The organism is Streptomyces sp. NPDC000983 (genome assembly GCF_040299205.1).
Classification (GTDB): domain Bacteria; phylum Actinomycetota; class Actinomycetes; order Streptomycetales; family Streptomycetaceae; genus Streptomyces.
The window spans coordinates 1-18,089 of the sequence record NZ_JBEPBM010000040.1 but is presented as its reverse complement, the minus strand read 5'-3'; the positions used below and the strand labels follow the sequence as shown (position 1 = coordinate 18,089).

9 protein-coding genes and 2 pseudogenes are annotated in these 18,089 nt (G+C 69.4%); 4 read left to right on the top strand and 7 right to left on the bottom strand.

The window, feature by feature from the left end; translation table 11 throughout:
• Positions 1-27 precede the first annotated feature (27 nt).
• The 3 genes from ABT296_RS31915 to ABT296_RS31905 are packed head-to-tail and all read right to left on the bottom strand — an operon-like array spanning position 28 to position 4,003.
• Entirely contained in the window at positions 28-924 is an 897-nt protein-coding gene (locus ABT296_RS31915) for a DUF6339 family protein (RefSeq protein WP_351932426.1), read from the bottom strand.
• Entirely contained in the window at positions 924-1,901 is a 978-nt protein-coding gene (locus ABT296_RS31910; protein WP_351932424.1) for a hypothetical protein, read from the bottom strand. The genes ABT296_RS31915 and ABT296_RS31910 overlap by 1 nt, the downstream gene beginning before the upstream one ends.
• Positions 1,898-4,003 carry a helix-turn-helix domain-containing protein gene (locus ABT296_RS31905; RefSeq protein WP_351932422.1) on the bottom strand — a complete coding sequence of 702 codons (2,106 nt, stop codon included), beginning with the start codon at positions 4,001-4,003 and terminating at the stop codon, positions 1,898-1,900. Before ABT296_RS31905 ends, ABT296_RS31910 begins: the two co-directional genes overlap by 4 nt.
• Positions 4,004-4,582: 579 nt before the next feature.
• Between ABT296_RS31905 and ABT296_RS31900 the strand changes: the two genes are divergently transcribed.
• From ABT296_RS31900 to drmB, 4 genes are read left to right on the top strand one after another with little or no spacing between them, the layout of a single operon-like run.
• On the top strand, positions 4,583-9,355 hold the full coding sequence (locus tag ABT296_RS31900; RefSeq protein ID WP_351932420.1) for a DEAD/DEAH box helicase: 4,773 nt from the start codon (positions 4,583-4,585) through the stop codon (positions 9,353-9,355).
• The gene (locus tag ABT296_RS31895) at positions 9,352-11,256 is read left to right on the top strand and encodes a UvrD-helicase domain-containing protein (RefSeq protein ID WP_351932418.1); all 1,905 of its coding nucleotides are present in this window, start codon (positions 9,352-9,354) and stop codon (positions 11,254-11,256) included. Before ABT296_RS31900 ends, ABT296_RS31895 begins: the two co-directional genes overlap by 4 nt.
• Positions 11,253-14,486 carry a helicase-related protein gene (locus tag ABT296_RS31890; protein ID WP_351932416.1) on the top strand — a complete coding sequence of 1,078 codons (3,234 nt, stop codon included), beginning with the start codon at positions 11,253-11,255 and terminating at the stop codon, positions 14,484-14,486. The genes ABT296_RS31895 and ABT296_RS31890 overlap by 4 nt, the downstream gene beginning before the upstream one ends.
• A 5-nt stretch (positions 14,487-14,491) precedes the next feature.
• Positions 14,492-16,354, top strand: a complete 1,863-nt coding sequence (gene drmB / locus ABT296_RS31885; RefSeq protein WP_351932414.1) for a DrmB family protein — start codon at positions 14,492-14,494, stop codon at positions 16,352-16,354.
• A gap of 56 nt (positions 16,355-16,410) precedes the next feature.
• Here the strand turns inward: drmB and ABT296_RS31880 are convergent, their stop codons facing one another.
• The 4 genes and pseudogenes from ABT296_RS31880 to ABT296_RS31870 all read right to left on the bottom strand — a co-directional run.
• Complete coding sequence (locus ABT296_RS31880) at positions 16,411-16,848, bottom strand: very short patch repair endonuclease (RefSeq protein ID WP_244173759.1); 438 nt, start codon at positions 16,846-16,848, stop codon at positions 16,411-16,413.
• A gap of 158 nt (positions 16,849-17,006) precedes the next feature.
• Positions 17,007-17,648, bottom strand: a complete 642-nt coding sequence (locus tag ABT296_RS31875; RefSeq protein ID WP_351932411.1) for a tetratricopeptide repeat protein — start codon at positions 17,646-17,648, stop codon at positions 17,007-17,009.
• 37 nt (positions 17,649-17,685) lie between these two features.
• Positions 17,686-17,859, bottom strand: a pseudogene (locus tag ABT296_RS38785) (IS701 family transposase); the annotation flags it as partial.
• A 36-nt stretch (positions 17,860-17,895) separates the two neighbouring features.
• Positions 17,896-18,089 (bottom strand): annotated as a pseudogene (locus ABT296_RS31870) (IS256 family transposase); the annotation flags it as partial.

The window sequence follows — 18,089 nt, the reverse complement described above, 5'->3', positions numbered from 1 at the left end:
GCCGGGGCGCTGGGCCTCGGTCGCCTGCTACGGGATGACGCTGGGGTCCGCCGGTCGCAGGGTTGACCGCTGTCTCCTGGGGGCCTCGGCCAGAAGTTTGTCGAACAGGGCGACGAGGGTGTCCACGGACTGTGCGCTCACGCGTCCGTCGTCGGGCCCGTCCGGCAGCCGCTCAAAGGGTACAGCCGGGGCGTCCTGGGCCTCGGCGATCCAGTCCAGGACGGCTTCCCCCTCTCCCCCGGGGTCGGGTGCCAGGACGTCGTAGACGAGGGTGCTGCCTGCGGTGTTGACGGCGGAGGACAGCGCGTTGACGTGATCGCCCGGGCGTGGGATGCCGTCGGCGATCAGGCGGTCGAGGATCCGCACAATCGCCAGAGCGGTGGGGCGGTGGTCGATGACGTCCAGCCGCAGGGTGGTGTTCAGGACGTCCTGCACGCGGCAGGCGGTTTCCACCGGGCGGTAGTCGGCGCCGTCGCGGAAGAGTTCCGCCGCCCACCACAGACGAGAGAAGGCCTGGGTGTAGTGCGCGCCGCTGAAGCGGGAGGTGGCGGTGGTTTCGGTGCCCTGGTGGCGCCAGAGGACGTAGTCCGGTGCGACGAGCAGGGCGAGGTAGTTCCACAGCCAGCCGTCGGCGGCCTCGGCCCGGGTCAGGCGCAGGGTGGCGTGCAGGCGGGGGGCGAGCCAGGCATCGGCAGCGGTGCGCTGGTCGTCGAAGCGTCGCATCGCCTCCTCCAGCAGCTGCCGGAGGGGGGCGGTGTGCCGGCGTGCCTCGGTGGGGGGCAGCAGGGTGGCGGCCTTGCGCAGGGCGACCTGAGGCGGTGTCTCCTGCCCGGATTGAATGGCGTGGCTGAGGTATTTGGCCACGACCGCGTCGGGGAGCAGGCCGAGCACCGGGGGGATGTCGTGGGGGGTGGCTCGGGGCATCAGTTCCCGCCCTTGTCCGTACGGTCGACGGTGCGCACCGCGTTGGTCAGTTTCTTGGTGACGCGGCTGCGTTTTCCGGCCGCGTACTGGATCGCGCTCTGCAGTTGGGACCACCCGAATCCCTGGGTGCGGCGCTCGTTGATGTCGTAGAGGGCGTCGGTGGGTTGGCGGCCGGGCAGGACATCGGGGAGCATCGTGCGAACGACAGCCTCACGCCAGCCCGTGGGCATGACCGGGGTGCCGTCCTCGTCGACGTCGAGGTCGCTGATGGCGGTGTGGAACATGGCCGTCCAGGCGTCCTGGGCGATGTGGCTGGCGGTCATGTCGCGCAGCACGCGTTCGGCCGTGGTGCCCCCCTTGGCGGTCAGGACCTCCATCAGGCCTTCGACGGCGGTGGTGTTGAGGTAGACGGTCGGGGTGTCGGCGCTGGTCTCGACGATCCAGGGTGCCTCGTGGAAGGGGCGCAGCCACTCGTGCGGGCCGTCGCGGAAGTCCACCTCGACGATGTCGATCTCCCGGCGTCGGATGGGGGTGGACTCGCGCAGGTCCACATACCAGTCCTGTTCGGCGGAGCCGACCAGTCGGCCGGCTACACCCTCGACAGTGGCGATGGCGTGCACGGTGAGCGTGGCGTGGCGCAGGTGGTGGTCTTTGCCGAGGTCGATGGTGCCGTGCCAGTCGCCGCCGGGCGTGCGGGCCAGGCGGGCGGTGGTGCGCGTGTTGGTGGCCTTTTCAGTGAGGACGGCCAGGCAGGTGAGGTCTGTGAAGGGCCCCTCGGCGAGCTCGGGCTCGGGGAGGCGGGCCTTGAGGTGGAGCGTGGCCCGCGTCCAGTGTTTGCGGCCTGATCGGTGCAGGGCGACGGTGCGTTCGCTCGTCGACACCTGAGCGTACGGCAGCGGGGTGCCGTCCACGGTGACGGCAGTGATGTCGAAGGCGATGTCGCCAAACAGGGTCGGGTAGGGGAAGACGGATTTCACGCGGCGCCTTTGCGGGGCTGGAGGATGTCGACGGCCAGGCGTGCGAAGGCGCCCTTGACGGGGTGGGTGGCGGGGTCGGTCACGCCGGTGAAGACGGCGGTGCGCACGCCGGGTTCGACCATGATGTGGCCGCCTTCGGCGCGGCAGCTTTCCGAGCCGACCAGCAGCGACCAGTCGATGGTCGGCCTGCCGCCGGAGCGTACGTCGAATTTGGCGACGGGGGTGAGCAGCCAGGGGTCGTCGGCGTCGGGGAGTTTGAGGGTAACCGTGACGTTCCAGGCCCCGGTGTCTTCCAGGTGGGCGCTGAGGGTGCGCACCGTGGGGAAGGACTGCGTGCGGCGTGGGCCGGCGCCCGCGGTGGTGTCGGTCTCGAGGGTGAGCAGTTCACGCAGGACGCTCGGTCCGCCGCTGCGGGTGGCCTCGCGACGGACGGCGAGGGAGCGTGCCGCCTTGTCGATGCCGTGACGGAATTCTTTGATGCGGCTGAGCGCGCCGCGCTCGTAGCTGGTGGTGAGTTCCTCGGTGCGGTCCCAGCGGTCGTGCTCGGGCGGTTCGGAGGCCCGCAGGAACGCCTCCGCCAGGTCGACGTCCTCGCCAGTGCGGCCGGTGGCGTAGCCGGCCAAAAGGACGGCCTGGAACGGCATGGTGCCCAGCGGCAGGTCGCGGGGCCGCTGTTCGGTGATCGTCATGCGGTTGCCGCGCATGCACACGATGCGGTTGAAGCGCTCGTCGGCGTCGTCGGCCGGGGTGAGCAGCAGGACGGCCAGGTGTTCGCGGCCTTTGTCACGGGCGCGGCCGGTGCGTTTGAGAGGGGTGACGATGAGGGGAACCTCGGCGTGGGCGACGTGATCACCGGCGGTGAGTTCGGGAACGGTCTCACTGTCGAGGTAGGCCTGCAGGGCGCGGGCGAGGGCCGGATGGTGAGCGTGAGGGTCGACGCGCTCTTCGGGTATGACCACCTGTCCGTTGCGCAGCGTGGTGACGCGGGCCTCCAGCAGGGGGCCGGCGTCGCGCCCACCGATCATCGCGGCCCAGAAACCGTCGGCGAGGGAGCGCACGCACTTGTCGTGCATCTCCTGCAGCGTCTCCGCATCCCCCGAGGCGTCGTGAGCGCCCACCACGAGGAACGACGTGCCGGGCTCGTCACTTATGCGCTCCAAATGCAGGTCGCGCACGGTGGACTCGTCGGCCCACCAGGATCGGGCGACGTCTTTACGTTCGGGGTCGGTCTCGGGCTCACCGAACCATGCGGGTCCCGCATAGGCCTCGCCGTCGAGGGTGTGCCACGGCAGGTCCAGACGCCCCACGACGCGGCGGTGAGTGCGGCCCTCATGTGCCTCGCCGAGCGTGGAGTTCACGAGGACGAGGCCGAAGCGGCTGGTGGCCCAGAGCGTGGCTTTGCCCAACCCGTACGAACCGCCGGCGCGACCTCCAGCGGTCTTGTGCGAGTCGAGGGTACGGCGCACGACCGCGGCGTAGCGGCCATCGCCGTATTCGGGGCCTGTCAGGCCAAAAGCGTTGTAGTCATCGATGCGCAACAGCAAAAGGGAGCGGCTGTCCGCCAGTTCATTGAGCGCGGCGCGCAGCCCGCGGGAGACTTTCTGTCCACCGGCGGCGGCCTGCTCGTAGTGCGCGCTCAGCTCGTCCCAGTGCACGGCCTTGAGGAAGGCGTCCAAGTGGTCGCCGCTAAGTTCGTGGAGCATGTAGTGCACGCGCACCGGCTGTTGTGCCTCGAAGCGTTCGTCGAGTGAGTTCTGCGTGGCCTCGCGCGCGAGGACGGACAGGTCGGCGTCGAAGGCGAAGGCGGCGACATTGCCGTATTCGCGGCCGCCGTCGGCGTGGGCCGGCCGGTGCTGCCATACCAGGGGCAGGTCGAGGGGGACGTCGGCCGTCCTGGTCACCAGGGAGGCCAGATCGGTGCCGAGGATCTGCGCAATGTGCGCCTTGACGTCCTCGCGTGGCTCGGCGCGTCCGGTGATCCACGCGGAGACCGCGGCGCGTGTCTTGCCCAGCTCAACGGCGAGCTGGGCCTGCGACAGGCCCGCGCGCCGCAGTTGCCGTCCGAGCCACGGCCCGAACGCTTCTGCCTGTTGCCCTGTCATGGCGGTGGGTCGACCTCCGTCGGTCTCGTCGGCTCATCCCGATGCGGGCATGCCGGGGATGCTACCAGGCGTCTTTGACATCCACCCGCGTGTCAAAAACCAATAGACGACGGCCCTGCCGGTGGCCCCTATAGCAGGCGCCACTGACAACGCCACTGCCAGTTGACGGGACCTCAGAAGTTGCCCGAAGCGACTGGACATCGCAGGCCACACGGGTATAGCGTCCCGCCGACGACGAGGAGAGCACCCCGATCGGGCTTGGGGAAGCCCTAGTGGTGCACCGCTTTTGTCGGAATGCCAAAACACGGCTAAGGGGGGCCTTACTCGTGCACAACCATCGATTCCTCGCAGGACCACTTCGACGACCGTCGGGCCGCTTCGCGCTCGCGTAACTACCGCAGACCCGACGCTTCACGCAACCACAAGCGCACGGCAGTGCGCCCGAGCCGAGCGCTCCCCCGGCCCACAAGGGCTCGGGCCGCCGTCTCGTACACCTTTCCGGCACCCGGCCCAAGGCCCGCTTCGTGGTCGACCGTCGGTGCCGGGGTCGCCAGCCGTCTTCGAGGAGTACACACCTTCGTGAACAGTCACGCGGACAGAGCCGTCCTGACGAAGATCGCCGAGCTCACCGAGCTCGCCCTGGGCACCTACGCCTTCAATCCCGACCGTGTCGAGGAGGACGCCAACGGCGAGCGCCGCATCCACCAGGGCGGATACGGGGACCGGCAGCTCTTCGAGCTGGTGCAGAACGCCGCGGACGAACTGCGCGAGCAGCAGGGGGGCAAAATCCACGTGATCCTCACCGAGCACCACCTGTACTGCGCGAACGAGGGAACCCCGATCACGCCGGACGGCGCGGACACCATCTTGCGCATGGGCGTCTCCCGCAAGCGAGGCGGGCAGATCGGCCGCTTCGGGGTGGGCGTGAAGTCCGTCCTGTCGGTGACGCGCACCCCGCAGTTCTTCAGCACCTCCGGGTCGTTCGGATTCGACGCGGACTGGTCGGCGGCCGAAATCCTCGCCGCCGTCAACAAGGGACGCGCCGAGCGGGGACTCGCGCCGGTGGACACGGTCGGCGAAACCCCGGTGCTCCGCCTGGCCCGGCGCCTGGACGTGGAAGGGGAGTGCGCCCGCGACGAGCGCCTGCGCGCGCTGCTGACCTGGGCCACGACCGTCGTACGGCTGCCCCTGCTGCCGGGCGCGGCGGAGCGGTTGGGCCTGGACATCCATCAGGCGGGCCGGGGACGCAACGACGGCGCCCGCGAGGAGTTCCCGCGTCTGTTCCAGCTCTTCTCCCATCATGTGGGCACGGTGGTGCTGGAGGACGTCCGCGTGATGCCGAAGGTGCGCCGCGAGATCACCGTGGAGCACGACGGTGCCTTGCACACCGTCCGTGAGGCGCGCGGCGGCTCCCCCGCCCAGGTGGAGAGGTTCCGTGTCTTCATGGTGCCGCACCAGGTGACGGACGAGTCCCGTAACGCCGCCGGTGAACTGCACGCCCGCGTCACCATCGACGTCTCCTGGGCGGTACCCGAGTACAAGGTCAACGACCAGGGCATCCGGCAGGTTCCCAACGAGCGCGGATGGTTTTGGTCGTTCTTCCCGACCAAGTACGCCACCACGCTCAGCGGTGCGCTCAACGCGGCTTGGAAGACCAACGAGGACCGGCAGAACCTGCTCACCGGCAGCGCACTCAACGAGGAGCTGCTCCGGGTCGCGGCCAACCTGGTGGTCGGCTCCCTGCCGGAGCTGGCCGAGCCCGAGGACCCGGCGGCCTACCTCCCGCTGCTGCCCGGCCGCACCAAGGAGTCGCCGAACTGGGCGTGTGCCCGACTGACCGAACTCGTGTGGAGGTTGACGGCCCAGAACCCGTCCCTGCCCGACCAGGACGGCACGTTGCGCATCCCGGCCGAGCTGCGTATCCACCCCGAGGGGCTGCCGAAGGAGGCTCTGGAGCTGTGGCGTGCGTATCCCCGTCGTCCCCGTAACTGGGTGCACCACTCCGTGGAGGTGGGTGGGCGTCGGGGCAAGCTGACCCACTTCCTGACCGCCGCGGACAGGCCGGTGGAGTCGGTGCGCGACTGGCTGGAGGCGCTGGTCGAGGACGGCACCGTCGAGGCCTCCGCCGCCGCGATCCGTCTGCTGTCCCAGCTCCTGGACAAGCTGCCGTCCGACCAGACGCAGGATGCCCGCCGGGCGCGGATCGTCCTGACCGCCGGGCACGGTTTCGTCGCGCCCGTTGCGGGCAGCGTCTTTCGCAACTCCGGCATCGACGGCCTGCCCGATGACCTGGTGTACGTCGACGAGCGGATCGCCTCCGACCCGTCCCTGCTCCTGCACCTGGACCGTGTGGGGATCCGCGACGCGGACAGCCGCGGCCGGTTCGAGAGCGTGCTCGACCAGGGCTTCGCCGGCTACACCGCCGACTCGTGGGCCCGTTTTTGGGAGTTGCTGCGCAGCGCCGGCGGCAGCGCGCAGGTGCTGACCATCCGTGCGAAGGTGCCGAAGCACGACGAGATCCTGCACGTCAAGACGGTCGCCGGCGCCTTTCGTCCCATGAGGGACTGCCTGCTGCCCGGCAAGGTCGTACCAGCGGACGGCTCTCGGGACGCGGAGATCGCCGTCGACCTGTCCGTCCACGACGCCTCCACCCTGCGGGAACTGGGCATGAAGGACCGCCCCGCGCGGGGCCACCACCCCGAGCAGGACCCCTGGTTCGAGACCTACCACCGCGCCCTGCACGAGGCGTACCTGGAAAGCCTCGACTCCACGGCCCACCGTGTACAGATGAGTACCGTGCGTCTGGAGGGCTCGCCGACGGCCGGTCCGCTCCACCTCTTCGAGCGTCTTTCGTCCGAGGGCAGGGCCGCGTTCCTCGACGCCGTGCCGACCGACGGGCTCGTGGAGTCCTGGACGCGGCAGATCGGCCGCAATGTGAGCACCCGCACCCGGGTCCCCTCCCCCATCCTGTGGCTGCTGCGCCGGAGCGGGACGGTGCACACCTCCAAGGGACTGGTGTCGGTGTGTGACGCCGTCGGCCCGCAGCTTGCCGCCTACGCGCACGTCCTGCCCGTTGCCACCCAGCTCGAGCAGGACAAGGCGCGCCGTCTGGGACTGCCGACCTCGGTGGAGGAGGTCGCGCCGCGACGCTGGTCCCACCTTCTGGAGCTGGCCAAGAGCAGTGAGGACGACGCCCTGGTCGGCCGCACGTACGCCACGTTGATCCGCGTCGCCCTGGAACTGGTGGTGGTCGAGGAGACGGTGCGCTGCCGGGTGGGCGAGGACTGGCAGATGCGCCCGGACAACGAGATCGCCGTGGCCCTGTCGCGCGCCGAGTACGAGGAGCTGATCCGGGAGAAGCACCCCGCGCTCCTCGTCGACGCCGAAGGCGATCGCGAGCAGGCCGAGTTCATGATCACCGAGTGGGGGATGCGGCGGGTTTCGGACGTCGTCGAGAAGCGGGTGCGCGTCGTGCCGGTGGGCCTGCCGGTGCCGCTGGTCGACGAGTACCCGCCGCTGCGCCAGCGCCTGGGCAGCCGCGCCAACGGTCTGATGTTGCAGCGCTGTTCGGAGCTGGAGGAAGTCGTCCGTACCCCCAACGGCAGCCGGACCAAGCCGCTGGACGGGACCCGGCAGGAGCACACGGTGCTGGTGCCCGACCGTTTGTCGGTCGAGGAGGCACTCGTCATCGCCGACCGCGAGTTCGGCTGGCACATGGGGGTCTCCGGGTGCCGGGCCTTGATCCAGAAGTACGAGGCGGACCAGGCCGACCGCGCCTATCAGGCCCGCCTGGCCGCTATCCGCCGCAGCGACAGCGTCATCGACAAGATCGCCATGATGATCGACGAGGAGGACATCAAGAGGGAGTTGCCCACCGGTCTGCTGGTCAGCGAGATCTCCGAGACCGGTCGTGAGCCCGATGCACGCCGGCTTGCCGAGATGGCCTACAACGCGCACGACGAGTCGGTGCTGCGGGTGCACGCCAAGGACATCGCCGCCCAGTACGCCAACGCACCGCGCTACTTCGACGGCAGCGCCTCGGCACTGCGGTTCGTGACCGATCTGGGCTTTCCCGACTCCTTCGCTGGCACGCGCGTGCCCTCCCCGCCGGCCAGGGAGGAAGCGCAGGGGCCTACGGAATTCCCCGCTCTGCACGCCTACCAGGAGCGTCTGGCGTCGAAGCTGACAGAGCTGTTGACGCTGCCGACGCCGCAGCGGGCCATGCTCAGCCTGCCGACCGGAGCGGGCAAGACCCGTGTCACGGCCGAGGGCGTCATCCGCTGGATCCGCGAGGCGGGCACCCCGGCGGGGCCGATCCTGTGGATCGCGCAGACCGAGGAGCTGTGCGAGCAGGCCGTGCAGTCCTGGAAGTTCGTGTGGGAGAAGGTCGGTGCGGACCAGCCGCTGGTCATCGACCGACTGTGGAGCAGCAACTCCGCCACCCCGGTCACCGGCCGCCCGCATCTGGTCGTGGCGACCGATGCGAAGTTGCGGGTGTGCCTGCACACGGACGAGTACGCGTGGTTGCGCGGGGCGTCCCTGGCGCTGGTCGACGAGGCGCATGTGGCGACGTCGCCCGAGTACACGAAGATTTTCGAGCAGCTCGGCCTGACCCGTTGGGAGACCTCCCGTCACCTGGTCGGTCTGACCGCCACCCCGTTCCGCAACGACGCCGAACGTACCCGGCAGCTCGCTCAGCGGTTCGGCAATCGCCGACTGGATGAGGGGGTCTTCCTGGGCGAGCCGATTCCGAGTCTGCAGCAGCTGGGCGTGTTGTCGCAGGTCGAGCACCGGGAGCTGGACGGTGCGCGGATGCAGCTCAGCCCGGACGAGTTGCGCACCGTCGAGCAGTTCAACGGCTTTTTGCCCAAGGGTGCCGAGCAACGTCTGGCCGAGGACGAGGCCCGCAATCAGATGCTCCTGGACGAGATCGCGGCGATGCCCGAGGACTGGCCGGTGCTGGTGTTCGCCACGTCCGTCTCTCACGCCAAGTTCCTTGCGGCCAAGCTCGGCGACCGGGGCATCCGGGCGGCGGCGATCGACTCGGCGACTCCGACCGCCGAGCGGCGCAAGCGCGTGGAGGCCTTCCGCAGAGGCCAGATCCGTGTCATCACCAATTACGGCGTGCTCACGCAGGGATTCGACGCGCCGGCGACGCGGGCAGTGGTCATCGCCCGTCCCGTCTACAGCGCCAACAGCTACCAGCAGATGATCGGCCGCGGTCTTCGCGGGCCCCGCAACGGTGGCAAGGGCACTTGCCTGATCCTCGACGTGCGCGACAACATCGTGAATTACGACGCGGGTCTTGCCTTCACCGAGTTCGAGTACCTGTGGAAGAAGGGACAGCAGTGACCGTCTCGGAAGGGGTGGGCCTTTCTCTCACCCCCGCCCAGCTGTCCGTCGTGACCAAGCCGTGGGATGCCAGGACGCTCGTCACGGCGGGCGCGGGCGCGGGCAAGACGACCACCCTCACCTACCGGCTGGAGCATCTGACCGGCACTGAGGAGCTTTTGGCAGGTGAGATCCTCGTGTTGAGTTTCTCGCGCGCCGCCGTGCGCGAGCTGCGCGAGCGCGTCGACAAGCTCGCCACCACCGCTCGTCGGGTGCGGGCCCAGACCTTCGACGGCTGGGCGCTGTCCGTGCTGCTGCTGGAAAACCCCCAGCGTGACGACCTGGGCGGCACCAGCTTCGACCAGCGCATCGCGATGGCCACCGAGGCGATCGAGCGGGGCGTGCTGGATGCCTCGGAGCAGGGGGTGCCCGCGCACGTCGTCATCGACGAGGTGCAGGACCTCGTGGGCGTGCGCCGCGACATGGTCGAGGCGCTTCTCGACCGGTACGCGGACAACTGCGGTTTCACCGTGGTCGGCGACGCCGCGCAGGCGATCTACGGCTTCCAGGTCGCCGACCCCGACGAGCGTGCGAACGAGACGAATCTCTTCTTCCGCTGGGTGCGCGTTTCGTTCGGCGACGATCTGGTCGAAGTGACCCTCGCCGACAACTTCCGCGCCCGCACCAAAGAGGCCCGTATCGCATTGCCGTACGGGCCGCGACTGCAGACCCTGCCGGCCGAGAGGGGCGAGGCGGCGAAGGAAGCTGAGGCGGTGTATGCGCAGCTGCGCTCCGACCTCGCCCTCGTCCCCGACTTCGGCCCCCTTGATGATGCGTTCACCCTGGCCTCGTTGCGGCAATTCGAGGGCACCACCGCGATCCTGTGCCGTGACAACGGCCAGGTCCTGCACTTGTCGGAACGGCTGCACACGCTGGGGGTGGATCACCATATCCAGCGCTCGCCCCGCTCGCGTCCCACACCGGCGTGGGTGTCCCAGCTGCTGCTGGCGACCAGCGCCGCCCAGCTGACCGAGGACCGTTTCCGCGACCTGGCCGTGCTTGCGCCCGCCTGGGATGCGTCGCGCACGTGGCATGCGCTGCGGCGCTGCGCCGCCGGTCCCCGAGGCACCCTCGACCTCGAGGCGCTGCGCCGCGCCGTTGCCGAGGGCCGGCTGCCCGACGAACTGACCGCACCCCCTTTCCATCCACTCGTCATTTCCACCGTGCACCGGGCCAAGGGTCTGGAGTTCGACCGTGTCCTGATCGTCGAGCCGCCCGCGCCGTCGGAATGGCGCGGGGAGCACGCGGACCCGCCGGCCGAGGCGCGTCTGCTGTACGTGGCGATGACCCGGCCGCGCGACGACGTCTACCGGCTCGCCCGCCCGCACACCTGGATGATGCGCAAGCACAAGCCCACCGATCGGTGGTACGTCGGCGGCCGACAGTCCTACGCGCGCTCCGGAATTGAGGCGGGCGATCTGGACGTGTGCCGCGCCACGCCCGCGGGCGCCGACGATCCGGTCAGCGACCCCCCGGCCCTCCATCAGTACCTGCGCGAGCGGGTGCACGGCGGGGACGCGGTGGAGCTGCGCCGACTCCACGACCTGCCCGCATCCGATGTCGAGACCCCGCCGTATGGGATCTTCCACGATGGCCAGCCGATCGGAGTCGTCTCCGAGCGTTTCCGCCACGACCTGTGGCGCCTTTTGAAGATCAATGCGGGGTGGAAGGTCGAGCGGTGGCCGTGCCGCGTCACCGGACTGCGCATCGACACCGTGGAGAGTGTCGCCGGCTTCCCCGCTCTCACCGAGCGCCTGGGCCTGGGCGACAGGGGCGTCTGGCTCGCCCCGCGCCTGTGCGGCTTGGGCCGCTTCGACTGGACCCACGCCGAATCCGTCCCGGAAGGACACCACCACCCGTGACCGCACCGTCGCCGCACACGGCGCACTACCACCTGCGTTCCGACCTGCGCGCCGCGCTGCGCAAGGACCTGCTCGGCCCGCACGGGACCGAACAGGAGGTCCTAACCGACGACGCGCCGATCACCGCCTATCCGATCGGCGTCCTCTTCCCCCAGCCCTCCGCCGACGACATCGATGCGCAGCGGCCCCTGACGCTCGACGAGGAGGACGGCGTCGACACCCCGCCCGACGTCGTTGCTGGCGACGACGTCGAGCAGGGCGCCACCGACCTGGGCATCGCGCTGGCCAATCTGCGCAAGCCCTCCTCCATGGGCTTGACCTTCGCCGTCGATGCGACGGAGTCCCCGCAGGTGACGGTCACGGTCACGGCGGCCCGCTACGTTCCCGAGGACGAGGCCGGCCACCGGATCGAGCCGCGCCGTAGCGAGGCCCGCAGCACCGAACGGCAAAAGGAGCGCTGGCGTCGCGAGGTGCTGGTGTGCGAGCCGGGCGAGTTCGACGTGCGATGGCCCGGTTCCATCAAGGGCAAGCTGTACGACGGCCTGGAATGGCGGGCTCTGGTGCGCCCAGCTGTCGAGGGCACGGTGACGGTCACAGTGACGGTGGTGAACACGCTGACGGCCAGCGAGTTCGATCTGCAGGACGCCTACTGCTTCTTCCAGCCGGAGGTCAGCGTCCACGGCGCGGAGGGCACCCGTCCCTTCGTGGAGCGCCCCGCCCGCCGCGGCCCGGTCGACGACGAGCAGGCCCTCAGCCGACTTCTGCATCGCCACGCCCCCGTCTTCGCCACCGGCCACGGCACATCGGTCGCCTGGGACTGGCAGGCGCCGCCGCTGCGCACCCCCCTGCCCAAGCGAGCCGCAGTCGCATCGGTGCGCACCGAGTTCGTGCCCACGCACGACGTGCTGCTCACCGACTCCAACCCGCACATCGACGACCGGGCGCTGACCATGCACGGCCTGGGCCAGGGAACACAAGAGGACGTGGTGGCTGCCCTCACCCGCCTGCTTCAGGGGTATCAGGAGTGGATCGAGGCGCGCGAAGAAGAAGCCCGCGCCCTGGCCGGCACACCCCACGAGGCGGCGGCGCGGCAACAACTGGAGCTGTGCCGCCTGGCGTTGGGGCGGATGCGGCGCGGTGTGGCCTTGCTCAGCGACGACCGCAAGCCGAATGTCTTTGCCGCCTTTCGGTGGGCGAACCAGGCGATGGCGCAGCAGCGGGCGCGCACGGCCTGGATCAAGCAGGGCAGAAGGGGTCAACCGCAGGTCGAGAAAGGCAGGTGGCGTCCCTTTCAGATCGCGTTCATGCTGCTGTGCCTTGAGGGCATCGTCGATCCCAACCATGAGGACCGCGAGGTCGCGGACTTGCTGTGGTTTCCCACCGGCGGCGGCAAGACCGAGGCCTACCTCGGGCTGATCGCGTTCACCACGTTCTGGCGCCGACTGCGCGACGGGGCGCGCGGTGGCGGGGTGACCGTGGTGATGCGCTACACCCTGCGTCTGCTCACGCTCCAGCAGTTCGAGCGGGCCGCTGCACTGATCTGCGCGATGGAGCAGGTGCGCGCCGAGCACGAGGCGCAGTTGGGCATCGAGCCCATCTCGCTGGGCATGTGGGTGGGCAAGTCGGCCACCCCCAACGATTTGGACAGTGCCCAGGATCGCCTGGACAAGCTGTGCCGCGAGCCGGGCAAGTCCCTGCAAAAGGAGAACCCGGTCCAGCTGCAGGCCTGCCCGTGGTGCGGTCAGCCGCTGACCGCCTTCGACTACGAGGTCCGCGCAAGCACCCACCGCATGATCGTGCGATGCCCGAGTACGAGCTGCGCCTTCCACACCGATGCCGGACTGCCCGTCCACCTGGTCGACGAGGCGATCTACGACGCGCATCCCACCCTTGTCATCGCAACCGTCGACAAGTTCGCCTCGATGCCGTGGCGCCCGGCCACGGCCGCGCTGTTCAACCGGGACGAGCCGGGCGGTCCGCGCCCGCCGGAGCTGATCGTCCAGGACGAACTGCACCTGATCTCCGGCCCGCTGGGGACGTTGACCGGCTTGTACGAGACGGCCGTGGACGTACTGGCGGACAAGCCCAAGGTGGTGGCATCGACGGCAACCATCCGCCGGGCCACCGAGCAGGTCGGAGCCCTGTTCGACCGTCGCACGGCCCAGTTCCCGCCCGCTGGCCTGGACGCACGCGACTCCTGGTTCGCCGTCGAGACCCCACGCAAGGACAAGGCATCCCGCCGCTACATCGGGCTGCTCACCCCGAGCACCAGCCAGGCAACTCTCCTGGTGCGCACCTACGCCGCCCTGCTGGACGCCGCCGCCCGCACCGACGCCGATCCGAAGGTCAAGGACGCATACTGGACCCTGGTGGGCTACTTCAACAGCCTGCGTCTGCTGTCGGCCGCCGAGCTGCAGGTCCTCGACGACGTCCAAGACCGCCTGGAACTGCTCGGCGCCCGCGCCTCGGCCACACCCCGCCTCGCCTCCCAACTGATCGAGCTCAGCAGCCGGGCCGACTCCAGCGCCATCCCCCGTCATCTACGCCAACTGGAACGACAGTTGCCCGAAGCGGACACGCTGGACGTGCTGCTCGCCACGAACATGATCTCCGTCGGGGTCGACATCGACCGGCTCGGCCTGATGGCAGTCATGGGCCAGCCACAGACCACCGCAGAATACATCCAGGCCACCAGCCGCGTCGGCCGCCGCCACCCCGGCCTGGTCGCGGTCATGTACAACTCGGCTCGCTCCCGGGACCGTTCGCACTACGAGAGCTTCCCCGCCTTCCACTCAGCCCTGTACCGCGAGGTGGAGTCGACCAGCGTCACCCCCTTCTCCTCACGCGCCCGCGACCGAGGACTGCACGCCGTCGTCGTCGCCCTGGCCCGACTGCTGTTGCCCGCCGCTCGCCCCAACGAGGCGGCCGCCCACATCGCGGGATTCGTCGACGATCTCAACGCCCTCGTCCGCCCGTGCATCCTCGCCCGCGTCAACGCGGTCAACGATCTCGAGCGCAAGGCGACGGCCCAGAGCTTCGACCAGTTCGTGCAATGGTGGCTCAACGAGGCAGCCGACCACCCCGAGCTGGTCTACGAAGCCAAGCGCGGCACCCACCAACCCGCCCTCCTCGCCGGCTTCGACGACGAGGACCCCGAAACGGCTGGCTGGTCCACCCTGTGGAGCCTTCGCGACGTCGACGCCGAATCCACCCTCTTCCTGGAGCACTGACCACCATGACCCCGCCCCCTCCCCCGCGCCGCCGACGCGGCACCGGCGCCGCCGTCGTCCGCCCCCGCAAGCTCGGCGGCGTACGACGCTCCCAGATGGTGACGACCTATGGTGTCGGTGCGATGATCGCCGTGGACAACGAGTCGTTCATCGTCGCCGGACTCGACTCCTGGGACGTCTCCCAAGCCCCCGAGGTCCTGGAGCGTCGCCTGGCCCGCCTGCTGAAGGTGCGCTCCTTCCGCCAGCCGCCCGCCCCAGACCCGGACCGAGCAACGGACGGGGTGCACGTCCGCCGGTTCCCGAACATGTACTCGTGCCCCAAGTGCGCCACGCTCCAGCCGTTCTACAAATTCAACTCCCCGCCCCGTATAGCGCGTTGCGGGACGTGCGAGGAGGACCTCGTGCCCTCCCGCTTCGTCCTGGCATGCAACAACGGCCACATCTCGGACTTTCCGTACTGGCGGTGGGTCCACCGCGGCAGCGGCCACACAGGCGGCCTGTGCGGCGGCACCCTCTCCTTGGGCACCAACGGCAGCACCGCATCCTTGCGGTCGGTCGTCGTCTCCTGCAGCTGCGGCGTGCCGGACGTATCCATGGAGGGCGCCTTCCGCAGCCGCGTCCTGAAAGATCTCGGCATCCGCTGCGAGGGCGGCCGCCCGTGGTTGAAGGAGGTGCCCCCCGAAGGGTGCGACCAGGCACCGCGGGCCATGCAGCGAGGCTCCTCCGCCGTATGGCATCCCCTCGTCGCCAGCGCCTTGTCCATCCCGCCGTGGGGCGAGGGCCTGCACAAGCTGGTGGAGAAGCACAAACTCCTCGGCGCATCCGAGGACACCATCCGCTGGTTCGCCAAGAACCACGCCGCCCTGCTCAAGAGCGTCAACGCGACGGCAGAAGACATCATCCATCTCGTCCAGGCCATCGAGGACGACGATGTAGCGGCCGACCAGGACGACACTCCCACACCGAAGGCCCGCAGCGCGCTGCGGCAGGAGGAGTACATCCGGCTGGTCCGCGGCAACCCCGAGCGGTACACGGCCGAATGGCAGCCCTTCGTATGCGAAAAGCCATTGGGCTCCCCGGCCGTGCTGCAACCACTGGGGCTGCGCGACACCATGCTGGTCAAGCGGCTACGCGAGGTGCGGGCCCTGGCGTCGTTCATGCGCGGTGACTTGCCCTCCGAGGCGGATCCCGCCCACCGCATGGCGCCGCTGACCCTGTCCGACGACATCGACTGGCTTCCGGCCGTGGAGGTGATCGGCGAGGGCGTGTTCCTGCGCCTGGACGAGAACAGGCTGCGTTCTTGGGAGACCGATGAGACGGTGATCGCCCGCGCGCGGCGCATTCGCGACAATCACCTGACGCTTCTCAGGCGCCGCACCTGTGCGTCCAAGACCGCAGGAGGGGAGCAGCAGGACGCGGAAGAAATCGACTCACCCGTCTCCCCGCGCTATCTCCTGCTCCACACCCTCGCACACATTCTGATCAACGAGTGGAGCCTGGACGGCGGCTACCCGACATCCGCCCTGCGCGAGCGCCTGTACTGCGACGACAACATGGCGGGCCTGCTGCTCTACACCGCCACCAGCGACTCGGCCGGCAGCCTCGGCGGCATTGTCGCCCAGGGCGAACCCGACCGCCTGGCCCACACCCTCAAGGCCGCCCTCGCCCGCACCGCCTGGTGCTCCAACGACCCGCTGTGCATGGAGTCCGAGGCCACCGGCGTCGACAACGTCAACCTCGCCGCCTGCCACGCCTGCGTCCTGCTGCCCGAGACCAGCTGCGAAACCAACAACAGCCTCCTCGACCGGGCCATGCTCGTAGGCACACCGACCGGCACGGTGCCCGGATACTTCCACGACCTCATGTAAGCCCCCGCTGGAGTGGGGCGAGGCAACCCGCCCCACCCCACTCCGGCAGAAGGGCCTCAACGCCGTCGGCGCCGCTCTTCCACCACCGCACGCACCCGCTCCGCCGCCTCCCACGGCGACTCGTGCTCCCACACCCGCACCGCCAGCCACCCGGCCTGTCCGAGCCGCTCATCGGTGTCCGCGTCCCGTACCCGATTCCCCTCGATCTTGGTCCGCCAAAAATCCGCATTCCGCCGCGGCCAGGTGCCATGCTCCGGACATCCATGCCAGAAACAGCCATCCACGAACACCGCCACCCGCGCCGGCCCGAACACGATGTCCGCCTCCCGACGCACCCCCTTCACCGGCCGCCTATGCACCCGAAACCGCAGGCCCGCCGCATGCAACGCACGACGCAATGCCAGCTCCACCTGGGTATTCCGGCTCTTTTGCAGGCTCATCCGCGCCCGAACCTGTGCCGTCGTCTCCAACGCCTCCACCCAGACATTGTCCACCCGCCCCACCTGCCCGATCCAAGCGAGCAGCGCCACCGGGTGGCGCGAGCCCCCGACCAATGCGCGAACCCGGCCCGCGACGACTGGTGAGTGCCATGTCCCGACCGCGCCGGTTCGTCTTGATGCGGCGGCTGTCTGGCCTGTGTCACAACTGGCGATCACTGCCATGGCGGTGTGGGCTGTCCATCTGGGTCCAGACCATCGGGCCACCATGCATCGAAGGCTGAGTTTCCCGGAGGCATGTCGCGTGCGTGGCCGCGGTCGGCGACCTGGCGGTAGAGGTTCTCGGCCCCTTTCCGATTCCCTGCCTTCTCCCGCAGCCGGCCCAGGCGGTAGAGAGTGTCGGGGCTGCCGAGGTCGGCTGCCAGCCGGGCGAAATTCTCTGCATCCTTCGGGTCCCCTGTCTGCTCCCGCAGGATGGCCAGGAAGTTCAGGGCGAAGCTACTGTCGCGTTCGGCGGCCTGCCGGTAGAGGTTTTCGGCACTCGCCCGGTCCCCGGCCTCCTCCCACAAGCGGCCCAGGCGGCTCATCCCCTCGGGGTTGCCGTCGTCTGCAAGCTGACGGGCAAGGTTCTCAGCGCCTTCCCGGTCCCCCGCTCTCTCCCGCAGCGTGACCACGCGGGGCAGGGCGTCGGACATGCCGTTGTCCGCGGCCTGCCGGTAGAGGTTCTCCGCGCCCTCTCTGTCCCCTGCCTGCTCCCGCAAAACAGCCAAGGGGAAGAGGGCTTCGGTGCTGCCGTGGTTGGCAGCCTCCCGATAGAGGTTCTCGGCACCCTTCCGGTCCCCGGCTTTCTCCCGCAACCGGCTACCGGTAGTTCGTTAAATCCGGAGGTAAAGGTCAATGCCGTGTCCGGTGGTGACTGCGTCGGTCAGGGCCTGGAGTTCGGAGGGTGGGTCTGTGTCCGTCCAGGCCTGCCACCATCGGTTGAGGGTGATGGCGGGGGTGAGCCAGGAACGGATGGCTCGTAAGGCCCTGGGCCAGCAGGGCTGTTGGGGCCGGTGGGGTTGGGCGAGTAATAGTCAAGACCTGTGGATCAGTTGAGGTTGTTCAGGCTGCGTGAGTCTCGGGGCGTTCGACGAGGTGGCCGCGTTCGAAGTGGGCTCCGGCGCGGACGAGGGCGACGAGGTGGGGTGCGTTCACGGCCCACCAGCGGGCCTGGGCGGATTCGACGAGCTTGAAGACCATCGCGAGGGCGGCGGCCGCGCTGCCGGCTCCCCGGGTGACCTTGGTCCGCAGCCGGA